Source organism: Xenorhabdus bakwenae, assembly GCF_030272115.1.
Taxonomy (GTDB): Bacteria; Pseudomonadota; Gammaproteobacteria; order Enterobacterales; family Enterobacteriaceae; genus Xenorhabdus; species Xenorhabdus bakwenae.
In genome coordinates this window covers 3,234,549-3,259,096 of record NZ_CP119194.1, presented here as the reverse complement: position 1 = coordinate 3,259,096, position 24,548 = coordinate 3,234,549, and the positions used below count along the sequence as shown (strand labels likewise).

At 43.0% G+C, this 24,548-nt stretch carries 29 protein-coding genes; 9 read left to right on the top strand and 20 right to left on the bottom strand.

Going from position 1 to position 24,548, the window contains the following annotated elements; translation table 11 throughout:
* Positions 1 to 65 precede the first annotated feature (65 nt).
* From rpsL to fkpA, 6 genes are all read right to left on the bottom strand, one after another.
* The gene (gene rpsL, locus PXH59_RS16295) at positions 66 to 440 is read right to left on the bottom strand and encodes a 30S ribosomal protein S12 (protein WP_010848548.1); all 375 of its coding nucleotides are present in this window, start codon (positions 438 to 440) and stop codon (positions 66 to 68) included.
* 223 nt (positions 441 to 663) lie between these two features.
* Entirely contained in the window at positions 664 to 951 is a 288-nt protein-coding gene (gene tusB / locus PXH59_RS16290) for a sulfurtransferase complex subunit TusB (protein ID WP_285809178.1), read from the bottom strand.
* A 19-nt stretch (positions 952 to 970) separates the two neighbouring features.
* A complete protein-coding gene (tusC, locus tag PXH59_RS16285) occupies positions 971 to 1,330 on the bottom strand; it encodes a sulfurtransferase complex subunit TusC (protein WP_047770764.1) in 360 nt (119 codons plus the stop codon).
* Positions 1,331 to 1,364: 34 nt separating this feature from the next.
* The gene (tusD, locus tag PXH59_RS16280; protein ID WP_285809175.1) at positions 1,365 to 1,760 is read right to left on the bottom strand and encodes a sulfurtransferase complex subunit TusD; all 396 of its coding nucleotides are present in this window, start codon (positions 1,758 to 1,760) and stop codon (positions 1,365 to 1,367) included.
* Positions 1,760 to 2,497 carry a helix-turn-helix transcriptional regulator gene (locus PXH59_RS16275; protein WP_047770762.1) on the bottom strand — a complete coding sequence of 246 codons (738 nt, stop codon included), beginning with the start codon at positions 2,495 to 2,497 and terminating at the stop codon, positions 1,760 to 1,762. Before PXH59_RS16275 ends, tusD begins: the two co-directional genes overlap by 1 nt.
* A 465-nt stretch (positions 2,498 to 2,962) precedes the next feature.
* Entirely contained in the window at positions 2,963 to 3,727 is a 765-nt protein-coding gene (gene fkpA / locus PXH59_RS16270; protein ID WP_285809172.1) for an FKBP-type peptidyl-prolyl cis-trans isomerase, read from the bottom strand.
* 244 nt (positions 3,728 to 3,971) lie between these two features.
* On the opposite strand from fkpA, the gene PXH59_RS16265 reads away from it, so the two are divergent.
* Positions 3,972 to 4,190, top strand: coding sequence for a SlyX family protein (locus tag PXH59_RS16265; RefSeq protein ID WP_047770760.1), 219 nt, complete (start codon positions 3,972 to 3,974; stop codon positions 4,188 to 4,190).
* 132 nt (positions 4,191 to 4,322) lie between these two features.
* On the opposite strand, the gene slyD is transcribed toward PXH59_RS16265, so the two are convergent.
* Together slyD and PXH59_RS16255 are read right to left on the bottom strand one after the other, a co-directional pair.
* Entirely contained in the window at positions 4,323 to 4,856 is a 534-nt protein-coding gene (slyD, locus tag PXH59_RS16260; protein WP_285809171.1) for a peptidylprolyl isomerase, read from the bottom strand.
* A 145-nt stretch (positions 4,857 to 5,001) separates the two neighbouring features.
* Positions 5,002 to 5,205 (bottom strand): YheV family putative zinc ribbon protein, encoded by a 204-nt coding sequence (locus PXH59_RS16255; RefSeq protein ID WP_047770758.1) that lies wholly within the window; start codon positions 5,203 to 5,205, stop codon positions 5,002 to 5,004.
* Between the two features lie 249 nt (positions 5,206 to 5,454).
* Between PXH59_RS16255 and PXH59_RS16250 the strand changes: the two genes are divergently transcribed.
* Complete coding sequence (locus PXH59_RS16250; RefSeq protein WP_285809169.1) at positions 5,455 to 7,410, top strand: ABC transporter ATP-binding protein; 1,956 nt, start codon at positions 5,455 to 5,457, stop codon at positions 7,408 to 7,410.
* A gap of 289 nt (positions 7,411 to 7,699) precedes the next feature.
* Here the strand turns inward: PXH59_RS16250 and PXH59_RS16245 are convergent, their stop codons facing one another.
* On the bottom strand, positions 7,700 to 7,939 hold the full coding sequence (locus PXH59_RS16245; protein WP_285809167.1) for a hypothetical protein: 240 nt from the start codon (positions 7,937 to 7,939) through the stop codon (positions 7,700 to 7,702).
* A 280-nt stretch (positions 7,940 to 8,219) separates the two neighbouring features.
* Positions 8,220 to 8,591, bottom strand: coding sequence for a LysR family transcriptional regulator (locus PXH59_RS16240; protein WP_285809166.1), 372 nt, complete (start codon positions 8,589 to 8,591; stop codon positions 8,220 to 8,222).
* A gap of 1,041 nt (positions 8,592 to 9,632) precedes the next feature.
* On the opposite strand from PXH59_RS16240, the gene murQ reads away from it, so the two are divergent.
* Positions 9,633 to 10,538, top strand: coding sequence for an N-acetylmuramic acid 6-phosphate etherase (gene murQ / locus PXH59_RS16235; RefSeq protein ID WP_285811808.1), 906 nt, complete (start codon positions 9,633 to 9,635; stop codon positions 10,536 to 10,538).
* 70 nt (positions 10,539 to 10,608) lie between these two features.
* On the opposite strand, the gene PXH59_RS16230 is transcribed toward murQ, so the two are convergent.
* Positions 10,609 to 11,214, bottom strand: coding sequence for a LysE family translocator (locus PXH59_RS16230; protein ID WP_285809165.1), 606 nt, complete (start codon positions 11,212 to 11,214; stop codon positions 10,609 to 10,611).
* Between the two features lie 180 nt (positions 11,215 to 11,394).
* On the opposite strand from PXH59_RS16230, the gene PXH59_RS16225 reads away from it, so the two are divergent.
* The 3 genes from PXH59_RS16225 to crp all read left to right on the top strand — a co-directional run bounded on the left by PXH59_RS16225 (position 11,395) and on the right by crp (position 13,604).
* The gene (locus PXH59_RS16225; RefSeq protein ID WP_047770754.1) at positions 11,395 to 11,613 is read left to right on the top strand and encodes a YheU family protein; all 219 of its coding nucleotides are present in this window, start codon (positions 11,395 to 11,397) and stop codon (positions 11,611 to 11,613) included.
* Between the two features lie 66 nt (positions 11,614 to 11,679).
* Positions 11,680 to 12,549 carry a phosphoribulokinase gene (locus PXH59_RS16220; RefSeq protein ID WP_285809164.1) on the top strand — a complete coding sequence of 290 codons (870 nt, stop codon included), beginning with the start codon at positions 11,680 to 11,682 and terminating at the stop codon, positions 12,547 to 12,549.
* 422 nt (positions 12,550 to 12,971) lie between these two features.
* A complete protein-coding gene (gene crp / locus PXH59_RS16215; RefSeq protein WP_004240730.1) occupies positions 12,972 to 13,604 on the top strand; it encodes a cAMP-activated global transcriptional regulator CRP in 633 nt (210 codons plus the stop codon).
* Positions 13,605 to 13,665: 61 nt separating this feature from the next.
* On the opposite strand, the gene PXH59_RS16210 is transcribed toward crp, so the two are convergent.
* The 3 genes from PXH59_RS16210 to ppiA form a co-directional block, all read right to left on the bottom strand.
* On the bottom strand, positions 13,666 to 14,883 hold the full coding sequence (locus PXH59_RS16210) for an aspartate aminotransferase family protein (protein WP_285809153.1): 1,218 nt from the start codon (positions 14,881 to 14,883) through the stop codon (positions 13,666 to 13,668).
* Positions 14,884 to 15,005: 122 nt separating this feature from the next.
* Positions 15,006 to 15,581, bottom strand: a complete 576-nt coding sequence (locus PXH59_RS16205; protein WP_285809152.1) for an aminodeoxychorismate synthase component II — start codon at positions 15,579 to 15,581, stop codon at positions 15,006 to 15,008.
* 281 nt (positions 15,582 to 15,862) lie between these two features.
* Entirely contained in the window at positions 15,863 to 16,429 is a 567-nt protein-coding gene (gene ppiA / locus PXH59_RS16200) for a peptidylprolyl isomerase A (protein WP_047770750.1), read from the bottom strand.
* 596 nt (positions 16,430 to 17,025) lie between these two features.
* On the opposite strand from ppiA, the gene yihA reads away from it, so the two are divergent.
* A complete protein-coding gene (gene yihA / locus PXH59_RS16195; protein WP_047770749.1) occupies positions 17,026 to 17,649 on the top strand; it encodes a ribosome biogenesis GTP-binding protein YihA/YsxC in 624 nt (207 codons plus the stop codon).
* A gap of 62 nt (positions 17,650 to 17,711) precedes the next feature.
* Here yihA and spfP read toward each other — a convergent pair whose 3' ends face one another.
* The 6 genes from spfP to PXH59_RS16170 form a co-directional block, all read right to left on the bottom strand.
* Positions 17,712 to 17,759, bottom strand: a complete 48-nt coding sequence (spfP, locus tag PXH59_RS20320; protein WP_438361642.1) for a small protein SpfP — start codon at positions 17,757 to 17,759, stop codon at positions 17,712 to 17,714.
* Between the two features lie 338 nt (positions 17,760 to 18,097).
* Positions 18,098 to 20,890, bottom strand: a complete 2,793-nt coding sequence (gene polA, locus PXH59_RS16190; RefSeq protein ID WP_285809151.1) for a DNA polymerase I — start codon at positions 20,888 to 20,890, stop codon at positions 18,098 to 18,100.
* A gap of 409 nt (positions 20,891 to 21,299) precedes the next feature.
* Positions 21,300 to 21,923, bottom strand: coding sequence for a thiol:disulfide interchange protein DsbA (gene dsbA / locus PXH59_RS16185; protein WP_047770747.1), 624 nt, complete (start codon positions 21,921 to 21,923; stop codon positions 21,300 to 21,302).
* 18 nt (positions 21,924 to 21,941) lie between these two features.
* A complete protein-coding gene (locus tag PXH59_RS16180; protein WP_285809150.1) occupies positions 21,942 to 22,574 on the bottom strand; it encodes a serine/threonine protein kinase in 633 nt (210 codons plus the stop codon).
* Positions 22,486 to 22,932 carry a serine/threonine protein kinase gene (locus PXH59_RS16175; RefSeq protein ID WP_285809148.1) on the bottom strand — a complete coding sequence of 149 codons (447 nt, stop codon included), beginning with the start codon at positions 22,930 to 22,932 and terminating at the stop codon, positions 22,486 to 22,488. The genes PXH59_RS16180 and PXH59_RS16175 overlap by 89 nt, the downstream gene beginning before the upstream one ends.
* 18 nt (positions 22,933 to 22,950) lie before the next feature.
* Complete coding sequence (locus PXH59_RS16170) at positions 22,951 to 23,220, bottom strand: YihD family protein (protein WP_047770746.1); 270 nt, start codon at positions 23,218 to 23,220, stop codon at positions 22,951 to 22,953.
* A gap of 187 nt (positions 23,221 to 23,407) precedes the next feature.
* Here PXH59_RS16170 and mobA point away from each other — a divergent pair, with 187 nt between their 5' ends.
* Positions 23,408 to 23,995 carry a molybdenum cofactor guanylyltransferase MobA gene (gene mobA / locus PXH59_RS16165; protein WP_285809146.1) on the top strand — a complete coding sequence of 196 codons (588 nt, stop codon included), beginning with the start codon at positions 23,408 to 23,410 and terminating at the stop codon, positions 23,993 to 23,995.
* On the top strand, positions 23,992 to 24,516 hold the full coding sequence (mobB, locus tag PXH59_RS16160; protein WP_047770744.1) for a molybdopterin-guanine dinucleotide biosynthesis protein MobB: 525 nt from the start codon (positions 23,992 to 23,994) through the stop codon (positions 24,514 to 24,516). The genes mobA and mobB overlap by 4 nt, the downstream gene beginning before the upstream one ends.
* The last annotated feature ends 32 nt before the right edge of the window (positions 24,517 to 24,548 follow it).

Below are 24,548 nucleotides of genomic sequence, written 5' to 3'. Positions count from 1 at the left end.
AAAACTCTACGAGTTTATTTTGACATTAATGTGAAAAATGTTTGGCCTTACTTAACGGAGAACCATTAAGCCTTTGGCTTCTTCACACCGTACTTAGAACGACCTTGTTTACGGTCTTTAACACCGGCACAGTCCAGAGCGCCGCGAACGGTGTGGTAACGTACACCTGGCAAGTCTTTAACACGACCGCCACGGATCAGGATAACGGAGTGTTCCTGCAGGTTGTGGCCTTCACCACCGATGTAGGAAGAAACTTCGTAACCATTAGTCAAACGCACACGACATACTTTACGCAGTGCGGAGTTTGGTTTTTTAGGGGTGGTAGTATATACACGAGTACATACGCCACGTTTTTGCGGGCAAGCTTCCAGAGCAGGAACGTTGCTTTTCACAACTTTCGAGCTACGAGATTTGCGAACCAGCTGATTAATAGTTGCCATTATTAAAAAAGCTCCTGGTTTTTTGCTTCGTAAACACGGATTTTACCCTCTCTCTGCCATTATGACAAAACAAGAGGACGCGGAATTTTATTGCTGACTTGACGAGGTGTCAAGAAATATACAGTTTTTCTATATCGGCAAAATATTATCGATAAAGTACTGCCAGTAAAGCGTTGGGCTGGTAAAGTTACTGAAAAGTGTCATTCAGATCTACCCATCACCTCTACCATGCAAAATTTTGCTGATGTTTTACTGTTAAGCTAACAAAGCCATTGTAATCAATTACCATTACACGGTCTGAAATCTGTTCAATCAGCCCCCGTGCATCAAGATCTTCTTTTAAAACATAAATGCCTGCCCTCGTACGGAGTAACTCCGCCAAATAACGGTTATCATTAATGCCCAATAACACACCATTGTGCATCAATAAAACATCATCGGTATCAGATACAAGGCCAAGCATTGCATTGAAGTCACTATGGTAAGGTGAGCGACTGACAGTATATAACATGTTACCCGCCTGAAATAGATTAAAATTTCAACACAAAATCATAACCCGCCAACAATTCTCGGATTGCGGCGGCAGAAAGAAATTCAGCTTCCAGCACAAAATTGCTGGCTGGGCTGCCTCCCCGAATCACCAAATCATCCAGACAGACGTAACATTTATCAATGTCATAGAGCGGCAAGACCTTAAAGGTTGAGATATAGTCACGGGCCAGGATTTTATCCGGCTGCTGATTGGCCAATAATTGAAATACACCATCAGAAATAAAAAATACACCGATTTGCTCAGTCAATGCCGACGTCGCAAGCAGTGCATCCAGCCCTTCCCGGCCGGCAGAAGAGCCGTGAGGAGCTTCAGTAAAAACAAAGGCAATTTTTTTCATCGATACCCACGAAGATTCCCAAACCTAACCAGCGCTAAAATTGTATGACACGATCACATAACATCATGGCTTCTGCCAACGATCCCAATCCACTAAGCTCAAACCCTTCAGCTAAATTAGCGGCGGGCAGATTCAATTCACGGGCTTGCTGTTCATCCACGACACCACGGCGCAATGCCGCAGCAACACAGATAAACAGATCGAATTGATGCTGGACTGCCAATGTCTGCCAGGCCCTGACCAAATCAAACTCATCATTGGCAGGGGCAACCCATTGATTGCCGTTTTGGACACCTTCGCGATAAAAAAACACGCTATGCAGTTTATGGCCAGAGGTGATCAATGCCTGAGCAAATTGGTAAGCGCTGCTGGCTTGTTGAGTACCGTAAGCTGGCCCAGTGACCAGCAAACAATAAGACAGTGACGACATTACTTCTCCGAACCCGCATATTCACCATTTTTGAACTGGCGAATATAGAGATATACCGTATGTTTGGAGATATTCAAACGATCAGCCACCTGATTAATCGCATCTTTAATATCAAAAATACCTTTCTCATAAAGGTTCAGCACAACCTGTCTGTTTTTCGCATTATTGGAAACATTGCGATCAGCATTCACTTCTTCAATTGTGAATTCCAGAGTTTGTGCTACCAGATCATCCACGGAAGAAGCAAAATTGACGTTTGAAGCAACTTCATGGGTTTTTTCCGGGATAAAGGTCTGAATAATTTCAGAGAAAGGCACATCAAGATTCATATTGATGCACAAAAGCCCAATGACTCGACGCTGGCGATTGCGGATAGCAATCGTGACAGATTTCATCAACGAGCCACTTTTAGCCCGTGTGAAATACGCCCTGGAAACGCTACTGTCTTCATCCGTAATATCATGCAGCATTCGCAACGCCAGATCGGTAATCGGAGAACCAATTTTACGCCCTGTATGCTCGCCATTAGCTATTCTGACGGCTGAACATTTAAGATCTTCCAGTGAATGAAGAACTATTTCACAATGCCCACCAATCAACATAGCCAGGCCATCCACAGCAGCTTCGTAAGATTTTAAAATTTCGTGATCAGTTTCACTAAATGGTTGGTTTTCCAGTAAATCAATATCACTGTTTTCACCAGAGATATTATCACCAGTTAATAGCGGGGTAGACATGTAATACACCATCCTTCAAATTCTGACTTTGCCTCACCAAAAACATCGGGGCAAGATTTATTATAAAATCACATTACTGCAACTCAGCATCTACTTCGGTAAACGCCTATTGTTACAAGAAAGTTAAATAGCCTTATGAGATAAGCGCTAAAAACAAACAGTTAAAAATGTTTGCTCTATATTATTCTATTCGGACTATTCAGAATAGTGACGTTAAAACCACATCGAACTGCCGTCAAGTTCTTGCTGAGTATAGCGCGGGGTTCAATCACAGCTTTATGCCGAATCCATCTGAAATACGAAAAGCAATATCCCATTTAATACCGTGGGAAATAATAAGCAAATAAATTTATTATTTTTTATCCATGCTTATTACTCATCAAATAGAGGTAAATATCAGCAGCAAATCGAAAGGTAGAAAAATGTGTGATAAAGCAGGAGCCTTAAGCCCCTGCTAATATCTTTTTATTTTGCCTTGGCCGCAGGCTTAATATCCAGTAATTCAACATTGAAAACTAAAGTGGAGTTAGCTGGAATTTTAGGTAAATTAACCTGATCATAAGCCAGCTTAGGTGGAATAACTAATGTGATTTTTCCACCTTTCTTCACATGCTGTATACCTTCACTCCAACCTGGAATAACGCTATCCAAACGGATTGTCAGCGGCTCTTTACGGTCATAAGAGCTGTCAAAACCCTGACCATCAATCAAAGAACCATTGTAGTTAACAACGACAGTATCAGTCTCTTTAGGTGCGTTACCCGTACCTGCTTTTTCAATTTTGTAAAGAAGCCCGGTTTTGGTTTCCACTACGCCCGCTTGTTTAGCAAACTCTTTGCGATATTGGGCACCTTTTTCACCATTTTCACTGGCTTCTTTTTCTGCCTTAGCCAGTGCTGCACTTTTCACTTTAGATTCAAAGGCTATCAGGGTTTCCTGTATTTCTTTATCCGTCAGTTTGGCTTTATTATTTAATGCATCTTCAACACCAGCCAGCAACTTTTCTTTTTCTATATTGATACCGAGCGCTTTCTGTTCTTGCAATGAGTTGGCCATATAGCCTCCCAGAGAAGCACCCAGAGCATAAGAATTTTGCTGTTCTGCTGTTTTAAAAGCACTATTTAGTTTGACTTCGTCTTTGGTTTCGGTGTTAGCAGCCAAAACCTGGGGTACGCTAAATGCCACCGCTAGCGTTGTTGCCAGCAGAGTTGTTTTAAACAGTGATTTCATCCTATTCTCCAATAAGTTTGGGTGGGGTTGCCATCAGCATAGGGCATAACATTTACTATAACCGCCTAAGAAAACCAATGACAATATTTGCTATACCTTGCCATAAAAATCGTTGAGACAACATTAAAGCAAAGAGGTTTCGTGAAATTCTATTTCACTGGATATATGAGCATTATAGTGGCATCTTGACCGAATAATCGGTCCGTCATTTAAATTAATTGATTCAGAGGCAGGAGGAAAGATAATGGAATTATCTGAATTTGAGCGAAGATTTGAACAACTAGAAACCAAGCTGGCTTACCAAGATGCCACCATTGAAGCATTGAATCAGGAAGTGATAAAGCAACAGCTCGAAACTGACAGATTGAAAGAACAACTAAAATTAATCGCTGAACGTCTGAAAACTCACCAGGCATCCATCATTGCACCGCTTTCTGAAGAAACACCGCCCCCCCATTACTGATATTCATCAGGGAAACGACCCGCCAAGGAAGGCTAGACGCAAAATAAAAAAGAGAAGCTTAAAACCCGCTTCTCTTTTTCTGCTTACTGATATTTCAGGTGACTAACGATTTTCAGTTAGCCCCGATTAATCTTAATGGCAGCTACCGCCGCAGCATCCGTGATCACCGTGATCGTGATCATGGTGCTCATCACAGCCACCCTGACCATGTACATGGCCATGAGCCAATTCTTCTTCGGTCGCCTCACGGATCGCAACAATTTCAACATTGAATTTCAGATTCTGGCCAGCCAACATGTGGTTTGCATCAACAACCACTTCATCACCTTCTATCGCAGTGATTTCTACTGGAATAGGTCCCTGATCGGTGTCAGCCAGGAAACGCATACCAACCTGGAGATCATCAACGCCAACAAACACATCTTTTGGTGCACGCTGAACCAGGTTGTCATCATACTGACCGTATGCATCTTCTGCTTCTACGCTAACATCAAAACGTTCACCCACCTCACGGCCATCCACTGCTTTCTCTAATCCGCTGATCAGAGAACCACGGCCATGCAGATAGTCTAACGGTGCACTCACCGAGGACTCATCAACTAAAACACCATCTTCTGTTCTTACTTGATAAGCCAGGCTGACCACCAAGTCTTTTGCTACTTTCATGACAACTCCTACATACCCGAGGGAAAAAATCCGTGAGGGAAAATTTTTACTGCTCAAAAAAATGCTGCCAATTGTAACGGAATTCTACGTTACTGTACCTAGTCAATGGCAAAATTTATCCACAATTCATTGTACATGTATTGAGTTACTGTGGTGTAAAGATCCCAATGACCTGTTCCTGGTCTCTGATATGAGATGTGACAGCGTCCTCCGTCTGCCTCTGTATATGGCCACAACGGACACACTCAACAACATCAACCTTATTTTCCTGCCACATTGCCAGCGTATCCTGTGATTGGCATTTTGGGCAGACTGCTCCTGCAATAAAACGCTTACGACTAATTGACATAATTCCCCCTAAGACGTGTCAGAACATCTATTTTCCGCTACCATGCACACCAGGTACTTAAAACTCAATACATATACCCAATAGATTTCAAATTGCGGCCCATCGAACACTATACGTATCAACGATCACTATGCATATCGATATACGATTGGTATGAGGAACGCAGTCAACAAAGCGGCAACTTGAAAGATGAAGGATATATAAATCTAACTATTAATTAACTTAACACATTATATATAGACGACATCTATGATTGTTTTCTCTTCACTGCAAATCCGTCGTGGCATTCGCATCCTGCTGGATAACGCCAACGCAACGATCAATCCTGGACAAAAAGTCGGATTAGTTGGCAAAAATGGCTGCGGTAAATCTACCCTGCTGGCATTACTGAAAGATGAACTTCAAGCTGAAAATGGCTCTGTCACCTTCCCCAGCAACTGGGCACTGGCTTGGGTTAATCAGGAAACGCCAGCCCTGGAAATATCAGCGCTGGAATATGTCATCGATGGTGACCGTGAATTCCGGCAACTGGAGCAAAAACTCAAAATAGCCAATGAACAAAATGACGGTCACGCCATCGCCCACCTTCATGGTTTGCTGGATACTATTCAGGCATGGACAATCCGCGCCCGAGCCGCTAGCCTGCTGCACGGATTAGGTTTTTCCCAGGTTCAGCTAGAACAACCGGTACGTTCATTCTCTGGGGGCTGGCGTATGCGCCTCAACCTGGCACAAGCGCTGATCTGCCGCTCTGATTTGCTATTACTCGATGAACCGACCAACCATCTTGATCTGGATGCTGTTATCTGGCTGGAAAAATGGTTGAAGAGTTATACCGGCACCTTGATCCTAATTTCCCACGATCGTGATTTTCTCGATCCAATCATCGATAAAATTCTGCACATTGAACAGCAGGATCTATACGAATATACCGGTAACTACTCTTCCTTCGAACGGCAACGCGCGGCCAAACTTGCCCAGCAACAGGCGTTATACCAAAGCCAACAGGAAAAAGTGGCCCATTTGCAGAGTTATATTGACCGCTTCCGCGCCAAAGCCTCTAAAGCGAAACAGGCACAAAGTCGCATCAAAATGCTGGAACGCATGGAGCTTATCGCGCCCGCTCATGTCGATAACCCTTTCCATTTCAGTTTCCGCCAGCCGGAAAACCTGCCAAATCCACTCTTAAATATGGATAAAGTTAGTGCTGGCTATGGCGAAAAAACGGTATTGAACTCGATCAAATTAAATCTGGTGCCAGGTTCACGGATCGGCCTGCTAGGTCGCAATGGTGCGGGTAAATCCACGTTGATCAAGTTGCTGGCAGGAGAGCTTGCACCTCAGCAAGGAGAAATTGCCTTATCGAAAGGCATTAAACTGGGTTACTTCACACAGCACCAATTGGAATACCTACGGGCAGATGAATCTCCATTACAGCATTTAGTCCGAATCGCGCCCAGAGAGACAGAGCAACAGCTTCGAGATTACCTGGGAGGATTTGGCTTCAAAGGCGATCAAGTGACCGACCCAAGCGGACGTTTTTCCGGTGGTGAAAAAGCGCGTTTGGTACTGGCTCTGATTGTCTGGCAACGTCCAAACCTCCTTCTGCTTGACGAACCGACCAACCACCTTGATCTCGACATGAGACAAGCATTGACTGAAGCACTGATTGATTTCGAAGGTGCGCTGGTCGTCGTATCGCATGACAGGCACTTACTGCGTTCTACAACAGACGAACTTTATCTGGTACATGATGGCAAAGTAGAACTTTTTAAAGGTGATTTAGACGATTATCAGCAATGGCTCACTGAACTGCAACGCCAGCAAATGCGGGATAGCCAGGAAAAAGAAAAATCAGAGAGCGAATCTTCAACAAATAGCACTCAAAATTACAGTGCTCAAGAGCGTAAAGATCAAAAACGGCGTGAAGCTGAATTCCGTAACCAAACGCAGCCATTGCGAAAACAGCTTGCAACCCTTGAAAAACAGATGGAAAAACTGGGTACGGCATTGACAGAATTAGAAGAGAAGCTGTCAGACAATACGCTTTACGACCATGATCGTAAAACTGAACTGACTGAATGCCTGCATCAGCAGACGCAAACAAAATCCAAACTGGAAGATACTGAAATGGAATGGTTGGATATTCAGGAACAGCTCGAACAAATGACAACAGAATTTGATGCGAGTCAAGGAGTCAGTTAATTTTTCAGGTATAAACCTGTAAGTATATAATCGGGTATTGTCATTCAACACCCGATTATTCCCTATTTACAAAGAAAAAATATAAAATTGCTTGCAAACAGCCAGAATATTCGTCGTAAAAAATAATAATTCATCAATTATGCAGGAGATCATTTATAATTGAAAAATGTTTCAGATTTTCATTTTTTGCTCATTGACTGAGAAACCTTTTAAAAATCACACCTCAAGCTTGATTATCATGAGAGACAAAATGACAATATTCCGTATAAAACAAGGAATAATGACTGACTCATACATTAGCAACTAAGGCAGAAAAGTTTTCAGCATCTTCAATCAAAGGCTCATCTATGTATTTTGCCCATACCACCCCAAGATCAATTTTTTTATCCGTTTCAACAATTTCCAAAAAATTCATATAATACTCAGGGATAGAACTAATAATCCGTTTAGGCACACAGGTATAGGCATTATTTTTTGTAATCATCTCTACTATCAACATGATATCATTTGTTTTTAATAGCAAATGCATATTGTCACCAGTATAGATAGGAAAAACATTGAGGCAATCCGTTAACTCAACCTCCTCTTTTTTTCTGGTGAATTTTTCGGAGTAACTCCGTTGCCAAACTTACGTAAGGCTATTCTGCATTTAGATACCAGATGACTTCCTTTCTTAAAGATATAGATCAACCTTTCCGTAAACACCTTTTTTGGCTCTAACGGAGCGCTAATAGATGATAGCGGCATCACTGCAACATGTAACATCCTTGCATTCAATAAATTTATCTGCTGCTCAACTGACAGTCCTGTCACCAATGACAGCACAACGCTCCCTTTTTTTCCACGAACTGTCGCTCTATTTGAGAATAATTGTGGATAGGAAAACAAGAACCGACGTATAAGTGCCTGACCATATCCTCTTTTGAATCGACATGAACCTGACTTTTGAAGTGCTCATAGTGAGATAAAAACTTCCGGGTATTTTCCAACGTCTTCTGCCCAAAATCTGTCAACCTTGTTCCATTTGGTCCCCTTATAAATAGTGATGCACCAAGAATATTTTCCAACCCGTGAATTCTCTTCGTCAAGGCTGGCTGAGAAAGATAAAGCCTCTCAGAAGCCTTATGATAATTAAGCGTTTCAGCCAAAACGATAAAAGCTTCAAGATTGCGTATATCCATGTTCTTTAGCCCAATGATTGTTGAATAACTACAAAACATTACAGATTCATGGTGATAGCATTTTAACTTAGTGTTTTGCCAAAGGTTTTATCAGGTAAAATGGTCAAAATGTTAACTAATAAAATGTTAGTTAATAAGAGGGCAATTCGCAAAATATTTATTATAATTATGTTTTAATTTCATTAAAAAATTATTTCAATAGTAACTAATTATTCTGGCAATGTGGATATCTTCCTTGTTAACGATATTATTTATCATTCCATTTCATTTTTTAAACCACAGAGTCATTATTATTTCTTAAGGTTAAAAACAATCGAGACATAACCTATAAACAGATCCACAATGGATAACTTTTCTTTATTGAGAATCTGCCAAATCAAATACCAGAGATTATGAAAGTTAAAATATCATATTGTGAAACTATTGTGTGAATAATTTAATTGAAGAATATAAAGAAAAGCATATACATCTGGCTTACTCGGATAATGTAACAAACAGCAGATAATTTACATCCATTATATCATTAATCGCTCTTCCATATTTTAATTTTATGATCACTTTAATATTCACTCTTATTACGTGTTAATAAGGAGATGTGACATTAAAAAATAGCAATACGGCAATGACAGGCTTTATAGTGTGTTGATAGTGATAATGCATACTTATTCTTAACGATTTTTTACTCTTTTTTTATATCGGAATACTCTGTATTGAATTTTCATTTTATGGATAAAACGTGTTAATTTTTAGTCATCTAAGAAACCACCTTCAAACATCGTATCGACAATTTTTCCGATATATACTCGATAAACTTCAAGCTTCAAGCTTCAAGCTGCAATCCACAAGACGACGCGAGGCCTTATATTTCTCCGCTGCGCGGGGAAATATAACACGTATTTTGAAGTTGGGTTGATATAAAATAAAAAGCGGGAAATCGTGTTTTTAATCTATTTTGGTGTATATTTTCTATTAAACGCTCAGTAAGATAATCTGACGTACATAATTCACTTCTTAATTTCAATAAAATATGACAGATAAATGATGAAAATCGACTTGAGCAATATGATAACAGAAAGTTGTAACCCCGCCAGTACCCACATTGATCAACTCTCAACTCTCGATATGCTCCGTGTTATCAACGATGAAGATAAAAAAGTGGCTATTGCCGTTGAAAAAACACTGCCTCAAATTGCCCGTGTCGTTGATAAAGTTGCCGAGGCATTTCGTCAGGGTGGGCGCTTAATCTATAGTGGAGCAGGCACATCTGGGCGCTTAGGCATCCTGGATGCCAGTGAATGTCCACCCACTTATGGTACAAAACCAGAACAGGTAATCGGCTTAATTGCCGGAGGGCATCAAGCCATTTTGCACGCTGTCGAAAATGCGGAAGATAATCGGCAATTAGGTACAAAAGATCTTCAGGCATTACACGTTAATCAAAGAGATGTTCTGGTCGGGATCGCAGCCAGTGGCCGAACCCCCTATGTATTAGGTGCCATGGAATATGCCAAATCAGTTGGTGCTACTGTCGCCTGTATCAGCTGCAATCCAAACAGCTCAATGGTGCAATTAGCTGATATTGCCATCACGCCCGTCGTAGGGCCAGAAGTGATAACGGGTTCATCCCGTATGAAGGCAGGCACGGCACAAAAATTGATACTGAATATGATCACGACAGGTGCCATGATCCGTATTGGCAAGGTATATGGTAATTTGATGGTTGACGTAAACGCCACCAATGCCAAATTAATCGAACGCCAGAAAAATATTGTCATGGCCGCCACGGAGTGCAGTAGAGAAATGGCAGAACATGCCTTGAACGCCTGTGGTGGTCATTGCAAGACCGCAATCGTCATGATTTTATCGGGTGTCAGCGCCGAAGAAGCCACAACGTTACTGGCAGAACACCAAGGGCTTATCCGGCCAGCGATCTCAATAGACCGATAATCATTAATACTCAATACCATTGACAGGATGGGCTTCACTAACGCTATTTTTCAGATGCAAAAATATTGACTTAACCAAACCAGATTAACGGCACACAAGCCGCCGTCAGGACTCCCATTGCGACATTGAAGATAAACCACGCGCGGCGGCTTCTCAGTAACTGACCAATCAGTGAGCCAAGAACCAGCCAGATTGCACCAGCAAGGGTATTGACGATTAACATCACGATGCTGATAACAAAAATGGAATAGTTATACAGCTCTCCAGCCAGACTGTAACTACTGATTGCGCCCAATCCCATCAACCAGGTTTTTGGATTCAAGAACTGCAATAGCCAACCCTGATAAATTTTGATTGGCTCTCCTGCCGACGTTATGGTGTCCAGCCGCTTATAATGCGAAGTAGCTGTCTTCCAGGCTAGCCAGAATAAATACAGGCATCCGAGTATTTTCAGGCCCGTATGTAACGCAGGATAAATCAGCAGTAACGCAGCAACACCAAACGCAGACAGCAGCAAAATTGTCTGCATCCCCAAAATAATGCCCAGACAAAGCGGGATAGAACGGCGAATTCCAAAATTAGCTCCCGATGATGTCAGTAACAAATTGTTTGGACCCGGTGTGACAGCGGAAATAAACATAAATATACTAAGCGAGAATATCAGGCTTAAAGTCATGGGTAGATTCCCCTCCCACCCAGGTGGTTGACATTTCTTTTCAAGAAAATAACAGTATGTTATTTCACATACAAGATAACTAATCATGAAATCAATTCATTATGAATCCCGGCCTACAACTCCATTAGCACTGGCTAAGTTCCCCAATGATGAATTACCGTATTTTCAGGAGCAATCACAATGATTATCCCGTGGCAACAATTGGAAGCCGATACACTCCACAACTTAATTGAAAACTTTGTCTTGCGGGAAGGTACTGATTACGGCGAACAGGAAAAAACGCTCGAACAAAAAGTGCAAGATGTCAAACGTCAACTTGAGCGAGGTGAAGTTCTGCTGGTATGGTCTGAACTACATGGAACCGTTAATATCTTGTCTAAAGCGATGTTCCGCCCGTAAAGCTCGGTTTGTTTTATTCATTCTAATTGACTGATTCGCCAATTTTATTGATTAAGGAGTCTGTTCATGTCTGCCAAACACCCCGTTATCGCAATCACTGGTTCCAGTGGCGCAGGAACAACCACGACCAGTGTCGCTTTTCGCAAGATTTTCCAACAATTTGACGTAACAGCCGCACTGATAGAAGGGGATAGTTTCCATCGTTATACTCGTCCTGAAATGGATGCCGAGATACGGAAAGCAAGAGAACAAGGCAGACATATCAGCTACTTTGGGCCAAAAGCTAACGATTTCGGTATGCTGGAAAAGACATTCCTTGAGTACGGAGAAACGGGCAATGGCCGCTGCCGAAAATATCTCCATACCTATGATGAGGCCGTCCCCTATAACCAATTACCCGGTACTTTCACACCGTGGGAACCTCTGCCATCAAATACGGACGTCCTATTTTATGAAGGACTGCACGGTGGTGTTGTCACGCCACAACACAATGTCGCCAGTCATGTTGATCTGTTGATTGGCGTTGTGCCTATCGTCAACTTAGAATGGATACAAAAACTCATCCGTGATACCGGTGAGCGTGGGCATTCCAGAGAAGCTGTCATGGATTCCGTTGTCCGCTCAATGGATGACTATATCCGCTACATCACTCCTCAGTTTTCACGTACCCACATCAATTTCCAACGTGTCCCTACTGTTGATACCTCTAACCCCTTCTCTGCCAAAGCGATCCCCTCGCTGGACGAAAGTTTTATCGTGATCCGCTTCCGTGGTCTCACTCAAATTGATTTTCCTTATTTACTCGCTATGCTTCAGGGTTCATTTATTTCCAGCCTAAATACTATCGTCGTTCCGGGTGGAAAAATGGGGCTGGCAATGGAATTAATTATGGCACCGCTTGTTAAACAATTACTGGAAGGCAAAAAAATCTCGTAATTTAATCCCCATTTAATTTTTAATAAGGCAGGTAACAAAAAATAATGTTACCTGTTTTATTAAAATAAATAGGCCATTTTTGGTAACATAATTTTTTCCCTTTTATAAATGTAAAATCAATAAAACCAACTCTTCTGCCTGATTTCTGATAATCTGGCAGTCAGTTTAATAGGCTGAAGCGATACAGGAGAAGACAGAAACGCTTTCCTGTGTTACAAACAAGGTTACAAGTAGGGACTGACAAGGTATATGGTTAAGACAATATACCTAAATTTTGACATCTTTATAATCCATATAAAATTCCCGCTTGTCAGTTTTTCAGCAGGTTAATTGTTAACCTATTGATTTTATCAAGCCAGCCTGAAGAGGAACTACCGTTTCTCACATCATAAAGGCAGAAATAACAACAGAGGATAAAGCGAATGGTTCTCGGCAAGCCACAAACAGACCCAACTCTTGAATGGTTTTTGTCACACTGCCATATTCACAAATATCCATCCAAGAGCACGCTTATTCATCAAGGCGAGAAAGCAGAAACGCTTTACTATATTGTTAAAGGTTCAGTTGCTGTTCTAATAAAAGATGAAGAAGGTAAGGAGATGATTCTCTCTTATTTAAATCAGGGAGATTTCATTGGTGAACTTGGATTGTTTGAAGAGGGGCAAGAACGTACTGCATGGGTGCGAGCCAAAAGTGCCTGTGAAGTGGCTGAAATTTCCTATAAGAAATTTCGCCAGTTAATTCAGGTCAATCCTGATATTCTGATGCGTTTATCTGCCCAGATGGCAAGTCGCCTACAAACCACTTCCGAAAAAGTAGGTAACTTAGCCTTTCTGGACGTTACAGGCCGTATCGCCCAGACATTGCTCAATCTGGCCAAACAGCCTGATGCAATGACTCACCCTGATGGTATGCAAATCAAAATCACACGTCAGGAAATCGGGCAGATTGTGGGTTGTTCCCGTGAAACGGTTGGCCGTATCCTGAAAATGCTGGAAGATCAAAACCTGATCTCTGCACATGGCAAAACCATCGTCGTTTATGGGACACGTTAATTCCCGATAAACCAGAAACTCAGCCAGTGCAGCCCGTTACTTCGCACTGGCTTTTTTACTTTTATTTGTTTAACCAGCGGGATACCGCCATTTCCAGCCGCATCATGCCGTCTGTAATTTCGTCCTCAGGAATGATCAATGATGGGGTAAAGCGCAAGATGCTGTCTCCTGCACTTAATAACATCAATCCCGATTCCGCCGCTTGCTGCACTATCTCTCTGGCCTTGCCCTGATATTCAGCTTTCAATACGGCGCCAATAAGCAAGCCTTTTCCACGAACTTCATGGAAAATACCATATTTTTGGTTCAGTTTTTCCAGAGCATGAATGAGCCTATCGTGCCGTTTTTCCACGCCCATCATCACTTCTGGCGTATTGATGATATCCAGTACGACACAACCGATACTACAAGCCAGTGGATTTCCACCATAAGTCGTTCCATGCGCACCCGTTTCCATTGCTGCCGCTATTGTATCTGTCGTTAACATTGCACTGATGGGAAAACCGCCCCCCAGCGCTTTTGCTGTCGTCAGGATATCCGGCTGTACGCCATAATGCTGGTAAGCATATAATTTACCCGTGCGCCCTATTCCACTCTGGACTTCATCAAAGACCAACAAGACCTGATGTTTATCACACAATTCCCGCACGCCATGCAGAAACTCTATCGTCGCAGGAGTCACTCCCCCTTCTCCTTGAATTGGCTCCAAAACAACAGCGCAAGTGTGATCATTGATTTCCGCCCTGACGGCATCCAAATCGTTAAAAGGTACGTGAACAATATCAGCAGGTTTAGGTCCGAACCCGTCGGCATATTTTGGCTGCCCTCCTACCGAAACAGTGAAAAAGGTGCGTCCATGAAACGCCTGATGGAAAGCAATAATTTTAGTTTTATTCGGATGATGACGAGTAATCGCATAACGACGTGCCAATTTAAATGCCGCTTCATTAGCTTCCGCTCCCGAATTAGCGAAAAAGACTTTCTGGGCAAAGGTCGCATCAATCAATTTCTGCGCTAAAGTTAAGGCTGGCTCATTGGTAAAAATATTGCTGACATGCCACAATTTTTCACCTTGCTGCTTCAGGATGTTCACCAAAGCCGGATGACAGTGCCCCAAAGCCAGAACCGCGATCCCTCCGGCAAAATCAATATATTCTTTACCCTGTTGATCCCATACTCGACTTCCTTGCCCTCTGACAGGAATAAAATTCGCCGGTGCATAAATGGGCAACATCACGTGATCATAGGTATTTCGTTTTATTGCTTTATTTTCTGACATTTCCCCCACCTTATTTTTATCTTTGCCATTTGAAAAATGAAATAATACTCATAAAATATGAATAAAAAATCACTTAAGAGCAAATAAAAAAACACTGAATGAGGGAATATGGAGGTAACTGACTAATATTTCAGGAAATTATTCAACAATTCATGTCCCTGCTCACTCAGAATGCTTTCCGGATGAAATTGCACGCCTTCCAGTGGTAAAGTACGGTGACGTATTCCCATGATTTCATCTACGTCGCCATTGCGCTGACTCCAGGCCGTCACTTCAAATGAAGCAGGAAGCGTTTCTGCGGCAACGACCAAAGAGTGATAACGCGTGACCGTCAATGGACGATCTAATCCTTTAAATACCCCTTGCTGGCTATGATGGATCAGACTGGTTTTCCCATGCATCACTTCACGAGCTTTAACAACGCTCGCACCAAAAGCTTGACCTATTGCCTGATGTCCCAGGCACACACCGAGGATGGGCAATTTCCCTGCAAAATGTGAAATCGCTTCCAACGAGATCCCTGCTTCATTTGGTGTGCAAGGCCCCGGAGAAATGACTAAATGAGTAGGCGCCAAATCTTCGATATCTTCAAGCTGAATCTCATCATTACGCTTAACTAAAACCTCTGCCCCTAACTCACAAAAATATTGATATAAATTGAATGTAAAAGAATCGTAGTTATCTATTATTAGTAACATAGGAGTATATCCTACTGATTATTATAGTCTTATAAGTTGCCCTACCCCAGAGGGATATTATGCATTCTGTATAACAGTAAAATCAGGTAAAGCAGTATTAACAGCAATGGGGGGCTAATCATACCACAGAAGCACTTTTAAAATAGTGGTACGGAGACCGCATTACCATAATGCAGCATGATGTAACAACGTAGAAATGGCGGAGAGAAGGGGAATGCAAACGGTACTCAAACAACCAGTAATGATTATCCGAATACCGTATTATGTCGGTCTTCGAGCTGTTAAGGTTCAACCTTGGCAGACAAGATCACAATAGGTTTTGCCGGTACATTTTGGTAAGGACCAACATTTTCTGTTTTGACCTGAGAAATTTTATCAACCACATCCATGCCCTTAACCACTTTGCCAAAGACTGCATAACCGAAGTCACGCTGCCCGTGGTCAAGGAAAGCATTATCAGTCACATTAATAAAAAACTGGCTGGTTGCGCTATCCTTATCTGCGGTACGTGCCATAGCAATAGTACCCCGCAGATTCCGCAGACCGTTATCTGCTTCATTTTTAATTGGCTCCCGGGTAGCTTTTTGCTTCATATCCTTTGTAAAGCCGCCACCCTGGATCATAAAGCCCGGGATAACACGATGAAAGATGGTGTTGTTATAAAATCCCTCATTGACATACTCAACGAAATTCCTGGTAGTCATTGGTGCCTTATTGCTGTCTAACTCAAGTTCGATTTCTCCAGCCGATGTGACCAGCTTCACGTGAGTTTCAGCGGCTAATACTGGGACAGCTATCGCACTGATAGCACATGCAGCCATAAGCGACACAAAAATACGTTTAAACATTAATGGTTCCTTTATTTTTGAGGTCAACAATAAAACTCATAACAACAAAACGCCTTAAGTGTAATTCCCTATGGAGTGAAGTTCCAAAGATTTACCTACATTTACGAGTATCTTAGATGAATAGAGGGAAAATCTACCGATAACTTTTATATTCGCATAGTTCAGCAAAGTCTATTTTGTGAATAACCCCCATATTGATATGCTTTCCATGCTAAAACATAGAAATTGAAGATTGATGTACACTCGACAGCATAATCAGAGTCATTCAAAATCTGTAAGCTCAGTTTCTTACACTGTGCTTTCGGATATTTTTTCCAGAATAATCACCAACATGATCTATACCAATCCAACTTCAAGATGCGTGTTATATTTCCCCGCGCAGCGGGGAAATATAAGGCCTCACGTCGTCTTGCGGATTGCAACTTGAAGTTTATCGAGTATATAAGGAAAGTTTGAATCCCGAAAAAGTGTTGATTTGGCGAATTATTCACAAAAAGAACCTATTACGGATTCCTCAAGTTACTCCTGTCCACAAGCAACTCCCCTCGGTATAATCATCGCGCTATTTTTGTGTATTCCTCAGGGAGATAACCATTTTGACCATCAAGAACTACAACTATCATATGACCCACTTTATTACGAGTGCACCTGACATTCGCCACCTGCCTCAAGATGTGGGTATTGAGGTCGCGTTTGCCGGTAGGTCAAATGCGGGTAAATCCAGCGCCCTGAATGCACTGACCCGCCAAAAGAGCCTTGCGCGTACCAGTAAAACCCCTGGCCGTACCCAATTAATTAACCTATTCGAAGTAGAAGAAGGAGTCCGTCTGGTAGACTTGCCGGGCTATGGCTACGCCGAAGTACCAGAAGAGATGAAACGTAAGTGGCAGAAAGCGTTGGGGGAATATCTCCAGAAGCGTGAATACCTTCAGGGATTGGTGGTTTTGATGGATATCCGCCATCCACTGAAAGATCTGGATAGGCAAATGATCGAATGGGCGGTCGTGATGCAAGTCCCTGTCATGGTATTGCTGACTAAAGCTGATAAACTGGCATCCGGAGCCCGTAAAAGCCAACTGGCAAAAGTTCGTCAGGAATTAGCCTCTCTGGAAGGTGATATTCAGATCGAATACTTCTCCGCCCTGAAAAAAATCGGCATTGATAAACTAGAGCAAAAACTTAACCAGTGGTTCAATCAGCCAGCCATTGAGATGGAATAACATCCGCCTCTGCCCCATAAAAAAACGCCCCAGTCAAAAGAAATGACTGGGGCAGCTAATATTCAGCTAAATCCGATTACGTGAAGTAAAAGGTCTGAAAGATAGAACATCTTACCTCTGTACCCTACGCCGATAACTTTAACCTATTCTTTTAATCAAAAAAAGACTTTTTTGTAATTAATTTTCACTAATTACCTCGATTCAGCTGTTAACATTTAAGCAATTCAGGTTATTATGGCGTCATTAATGTAGTTTAATTACATATTTATGAGATCTAGATCTAATCTACAACCTAACTGAAATTCTTGTCACATGCCTTTTCGCGGCATAATTGAGATAATTTCAGTTCATTAAACAAGCAGTATTTTCATAAAAATCATTCAATAAAAAAAGAACCGCATTTCTACGGCTCTTTTTCTGCTTCTGCTTCTTAAGATAAAAAGGTATATCAGTGTGCCTGATCCCAATTATCACCAATCCCAACATCCACATTTAACGGCACATCAAGCTGCATACTTTGTTCCATCAGCTCTCTGATTTTCTGCCCTGCGGTCTCCAGCTCTGATTCATGCACTTCAAATACCAGTTCATCGTGAACCTGCATGATCATGCGCACATTTGGCTGCTCACTGATAATCCAGTTATCTACCGCAATCATTGCCAATTTGATGATATCTGCTGCCGTCCCCTGCATAGGTGCATTGATGGCTTCACGCTCTGACGCCTTACGACGCATGGCATTACTCGATTTGACATCCGGCAGGTACAACCGACGACCTTCCAGCGTTTCGACAAATCCCTGTTCAGCCGCCTGCGTCCGTGTACGTTCCATATAAGCCAGCACTCCCGGATAACGCTCAAAATAGAGATCCATATAGCGCTGCGCTTCACCACGCGGAATACCTAACTGGCGGGATAGGCCAAACGCACTCATGCCATAAATCAGGCCGAAGTTAATCGCCTTAGCACTGCGACGCTGTTCACTGGTCACTTGTTCCAATGGTACGCCAAACACTTCCGCAGCCGTTGCGCGGTGGATATCTTTGCCTTGGGCAAATGCCTCCAACAAGCCTTTGTCCTGTGACAAGTGCGCCATAATGCGCAATTCAATCTGCGAATAGTCCGCCGCCATAATGCGGTAACCTTCCGGTGCCACAAATGCCTGACGGATGCGGCGCCCTTCATCATTACGAACAGGGATGTTTTGTAAGTTTGGATCACGGGAAGAGAGGCGTCCCGTCGCAGTTACCGCCTGATGATAAGACGTATGAACGCGATTTGTCAGTGGGTGCACCATCAGAGGCAATTTATCCGTGTAAGTGGTTTTCAGTTTTGCCAGGCCGCGATGTTCCAGAATCACTCTTGGCAACTCATCGTTCTCTGCCAACTCTTCCAGTACTTCTTCATTCGTTGATGGTGCGCCATTTGGCGTCTTTTTCAACACAGGCAAGTTCATTTTTTCAAATAAGATGACTTGTAACTGTTTTGGTGACGCCAGATTGAATTCTTCCCCTGCCAACTCATAAGCAGACTTTTCCAGTTCATCCAGACGTGCAGTGATTTCCCTTGAATGTTCTGCCAACGTTTGGGCGTTGATCAACACCCCTGTTCTTTCCATACGGGACAAAACCGGCACCAGAGGTATTTCGATCTTCTGGAAAACTTTTTGCAGCTTTGGCGCATTCTCTAACTGAGGATACATGACCTGATGTAGCCTAAGAGTCACATCTGCATCTTCCGCCGCATATTTTGCGGCTTCCTCCAATGGGATTTGATTGAAGGTGAGTTGCTTTTTGCCCTTGCCCGCAATTTCTTCAAATGTGGTGGTTTTATAGCCCAGATAACGTTCGGCAAGGCTATCCATGTCATGCCGCCCCGCTACGCTGTTCAAAACATACGATTCCAGCATGGTATCGAAAACAATGCCATTTAAAGCAATGGCATAACGCGCTAAAACACCACGATCAAATTTCAGGTTTTGACCAATTTTAGGCAGATTGGCATCCTCCAGCAGCGGTTTTAATGCTGCGAGAACTTCGTGCAGCTCCAATTGCTGTGGCGCATCCAGATAATCGTGTCCCAATGGCAGATAAGCGGCTTCAACGTCTGATTTCCCCACGGCAATGGCAAAGGACATTCCCACCAGATTAGCTGTCAGGGTATCAAGACTGTCGGTTTCCGTATCAAAAGAGAATGCCGGAACTTGTTTCAGCTTTTCAATCCACTCATCAAAGGATTGACGCTCAAGGATGGTTTGGTAATTTTCCGGTGAAATTTTAACAGCGGCGGGTGCAGCAGCTACTGATTTTGACTTAGTGCCGGCTGCAACAGGTTTCTTTCCATTACCTGCCAGCCAACTACCATTCTGTACGTCACTGATCCAACGTTTAAATTCATAATGACTGAACAGAGACAGTAACTCATCCGCATCCGGTGGAATAACAGAAAGATCTAAACAGGTCCTATCCAACTCAACGTCGGTTTTGATTGTCGCCAATTGGTAGGAAAGATAAGCCATCGCTTTATGCTGTTCCATTTTGCCAGCCAGGGTTTTGGCTCCACGGAAACCAAGTGAGGCAATGTCATCAAGCCGGGCATAGATCTCATCCAATCCGCCAATCCCCTGCAATAGCCCCAGCGCGGTTTTCTCACCTACTCCCGGCACCCCCGGAATATTATCGGAAGAGTCCCCCATGAGGGCGAGAAAATCGATAATCAGCTCAGGCGGGATACCATATTTTCCCTCAACCTCTTCCGGTCCCAAAATAGTGTTGGTCATGGTGTTAATCAGCGTGATATTTGGCGTCACCAATTGCGCCATATCTTTATCACCCGTGCTAATCAGCACCGAACGGCCCTCTTTTTCAGCCTGCAAGGCCAACGTACCGATAACATCGTCAGCTTCAACGCCTGGCACAACCAGAATAGGCAGTCCCATTGCATTAACCATTTTGTGCAACGGTTCAATCTGCAAACGCAAGTCATCCGGCATAGGCGGCCGATGGGATTTGTATTCAGCAAATAGCTCATCACGGAACGTTTTGCCTTTGGCATCAAACACAACCGCCACATGACTGGGTTTGTACTGCATGATCAAACTTCGCAGCATATTCAGAACGCCATACATGGCGCCCGTCGGTTCTCCCGAACTGTTTGTCAGTGGTGGAAACGCATGATATGCACGATAAAGGTATGAAGAACCATCAACTAAAATCAGGGGATTGTCTGCTATCTGTGCCATAAAATTTTCTTCGTCGTTCTGTGGGATGAATAAAGAATAGAATGCCATACTGTGTCGTTATAGACGAATTTTGCGGGAATTTTCTCGTACTAACTTGCATTTTATGACAAATATTCTGATCAGTGCTCTGTGGATAACTTTGTGCACAAAAAAATGGCATATAAAACAGATTTATGTATATCACCGCAAAGAGAGGATAACAGGAGGTAAAAATCAATGAATTACGCGAAATATTAAATAAATATTACAACCGCTTTAAAATCACTGACTTGTGGATATTACCGGAGTTTATGTTATGAAAGGTGTTTTTTGGCAGGTATTGTGCCAACTCTCTCATGGCTGGCACAATACCTGTATTATTTTATATTAATACTCGCATTTTTGTTTCGTTACGCTACCTTCTTGCAACTTATTTTTTGTTTACCAGATAGTTCACGACCTCAGAAAATTTCTGTGAGTAGTCCAAAGCTGAACGAGTGTCAATTCCGCCATTGTTGATCAGGTACTTACCATTAACAAACATCGCTGGAACACCACGTAAGTTGAAATCTTTGGCTGCCTGACGCTCTTTAGCAGCTACCGACTGCACGATAAAGCTGTTCAGGGCTGCATCATACTCTTCACCAGATATACCCGCTTTGATGAAGGCATTGCGGATATCGTCCTTGCTAGTGATGGTTTGGCTTTTCTGAATGCCATCAAACAAAATAGGAGTGACTTTATCTTCAATCTTCATGACAATGGCGACTGCCCAGGCATCGGTCAATGCTTTGCCCAACGGCCCCAGAAAATCCACATGATAACGTTCATGAGTCACACCTGCTGGCAAGTTTTTCTCAACCGTAGCAGGAACGTGATACGTATTTTCAAACTGATAGCAGTGAGGACAATAAAAAGAAAAAAACTCCACCACCTGAGGCTGATTTGCAACCGGATCTTTTAACTCGGTATACTGTTTGCCTTCAGAAAAACCGGAAGCAGCAGCATTAAATGCCATAAATGCTCCCACCAGCGCTAGCCAAAATTTCTTCATAAATGGTCTCCAAAAAAATTAATACATCGGATTAAGCTGTAAAGGCGGTTCCTGTAACAGCCTGACTTGTTCAGAAAAAAGACTCACTTGCTTATGCCAAAAATCACTATCAGCCATCCACGGAAACGCTTTTGGAAAAGCCGGATCTTGCCAGCGACGAGCAACCCAGGCTAAATAATAGACCATTCGCATCGCACGCAGAGGCTCTATTAATGCCAATGTCTTGGGATCAAATGCCATAAACTGACCATATGACTCAAGCAAGATATCCAACTGGATCACCCTTTCTTGCCGTGAGCCACTCAGCAACATCCACAAATCCTGAATAGCGGGACCATTGCGGGCATCATCAAGATCCACAAACCATGCTTCATCACGCCACAAGATATTACCAGCATGGCAATCACCATGCAGCCGCAATACTTGCCAGTTATCATGCCATTGGCTTGCGACTGCCTGATTCAATTCATCGAGTGCAACCAGAAAATTCTGTTTATGCCGGGCGGGCATGAGTTTACATTCAGCGAGATGTTGGTACGGCTGATATAAATATTCATTCAGATTAAGGGTAGGACGAGCAGAAAATGGCTTTTTTTGCCCCGATTTGATGCACTCTTCCCAGCAATCGCCCAACGTCTTCCAATTGGTCAAAACTATCTGACTCGTACTGACGCCCCCCCACACTGGGAAAAATGGCAAAAAAGAAACCGCCGTAATTCAGCACTGTCTGCCCGTCAAACATTAACGGGGCTGCCACGGGCAAATCAGCCTGCTGCAATTCATGGGCAAAATCGTGTTCTTCCTGAATTTGCTGCTGGCTCCAGCGCAGGGGGCGATAAAATTTCACAACATAGCGTTTGCGGTTCTCATCCATGAACTGATACACCCGATTTTCATAGCTGTTCAGTTCAGTCAAACCAGAATCAAGATACAGGCCAGATTGCCCCAATGCATCCATGATTAAATCTGGCGTAATATTTTGGAAATTAAAAGCTTTCGGTTCTGTCACAACACAGTTCTCTCTTTATCAATCTTCAATAATGCCCCGGGCACGCAACAATGCCGTCTTAAAATCTGCTTCATAATCTTTTTTCAACCCAGGGATTTCTGCATGGCTATCCGTACCGCGCATTTTCAGGTGATAAATCAAAATATCATCCGTTAATTCAGACAACTGCCCTGTGAATCCCGCTTCATCAGCCAGTTTTTGCAAAAGCGCCAGCAAATTTAAATTCGGCTCATTCTTCCATACTGGATGTAAAAGTTCGATAACTTCATTGAGGCGGTGATACTTCATTTTTAGTTCCTTATAAATCACGATACAAATTAGCAGGGTTAATGACATTGAGAAAGCATTGGTCTGTCAATCAGCGTAAAGTTATACTGCCACCTCAAGCAGCATGGTGAGATATTGATTCACAATTGAAAGACAAAGGGTATACCAAACATTAAATATTTCATTGCCCAATATCAGGTGATTTTACATGACGCATCCAAAAATCAGTGGCGCAATTCTGGCTGGAGGATTATCCACCCGCATGGGAGGAAACGACAAAGGATTGCTGCAATTTAACAATGCACCACTCTACCAACACATTGCCACAAGATTGCAGCCGCAGGTTCATGAACTGTTGGTTAATGCCAATCGCAATCTGGCGGTTTATTATCAGAGTGGCTATCCCGTCATACCGGATATCATTGCCGATTTTTCCGGGCCATTGGCAGGTATGCTGGCGGTTTTAAAAAGCGCCATCCACGAGTGGGTGGTATTTGTTCCCTGCGATGTCCCCAATTTCCCGGAAAACCTGGTCGCAACACTGTGGCACTACAAACAAAACGCCTTGGCTGCTTATGCTCATGACTGCGAACGCGCACATCCTACTCTGGTATTAATGCACCGCAGACTAATCCCCCGTCTGGAAAGCTATCTGGCTTTGGGAGACAGAAAACTGATGTTCTTTATGCAGATGATTAAGGCAAAAGCGGTCTATTTTCCCAATCCCAATGCGTTCACCAACTTAAATACACCTGAAGAATGCCATCATTGGGAACGCCTTCAGGAGATGGCATGAACCACAGCACCAACAACACAACACTGCCTATTCTGGGTATCACCGCTTATAGTGGAACCGGAAAAACGACACTATTGAAGCACGTTATTCCACTGTTACGCCAGCAACACATCCGCGTTGGGCTGATTAAGCATACTCACCACAATATGGATGTCGATAAACCCGGCAAGGACAGCTACGAGCTACGCAAAGCGGGGGCGGCACAAACATTGGTTGCCAGCCAGCAACGCTGGGCTTTGATGACTGAAACCCCAGAGTTGCCGAAACTGGATCTTGACTACCTTGCCCGTCAATTTGATGTCAATTTGTCGGATCTGATTTTGGTTGAAGGATTCAAACATGAACCCATCCCCAAAATCGCACTTTATCGAGATGGCTTAAACTCTACCGTTGATGAGCTTCTCGATCCGCATGTCATAGCAATTGCCAGCGATATTACGCTGGCAACACCACTTCCACAGTTTGATATTAATCGGCCGGAACAAGTGGCAGCGTTTATTGCCGAGTGGTTACATCAATAACCGTGGTTATAACAATAAGAAATATTTCCTGT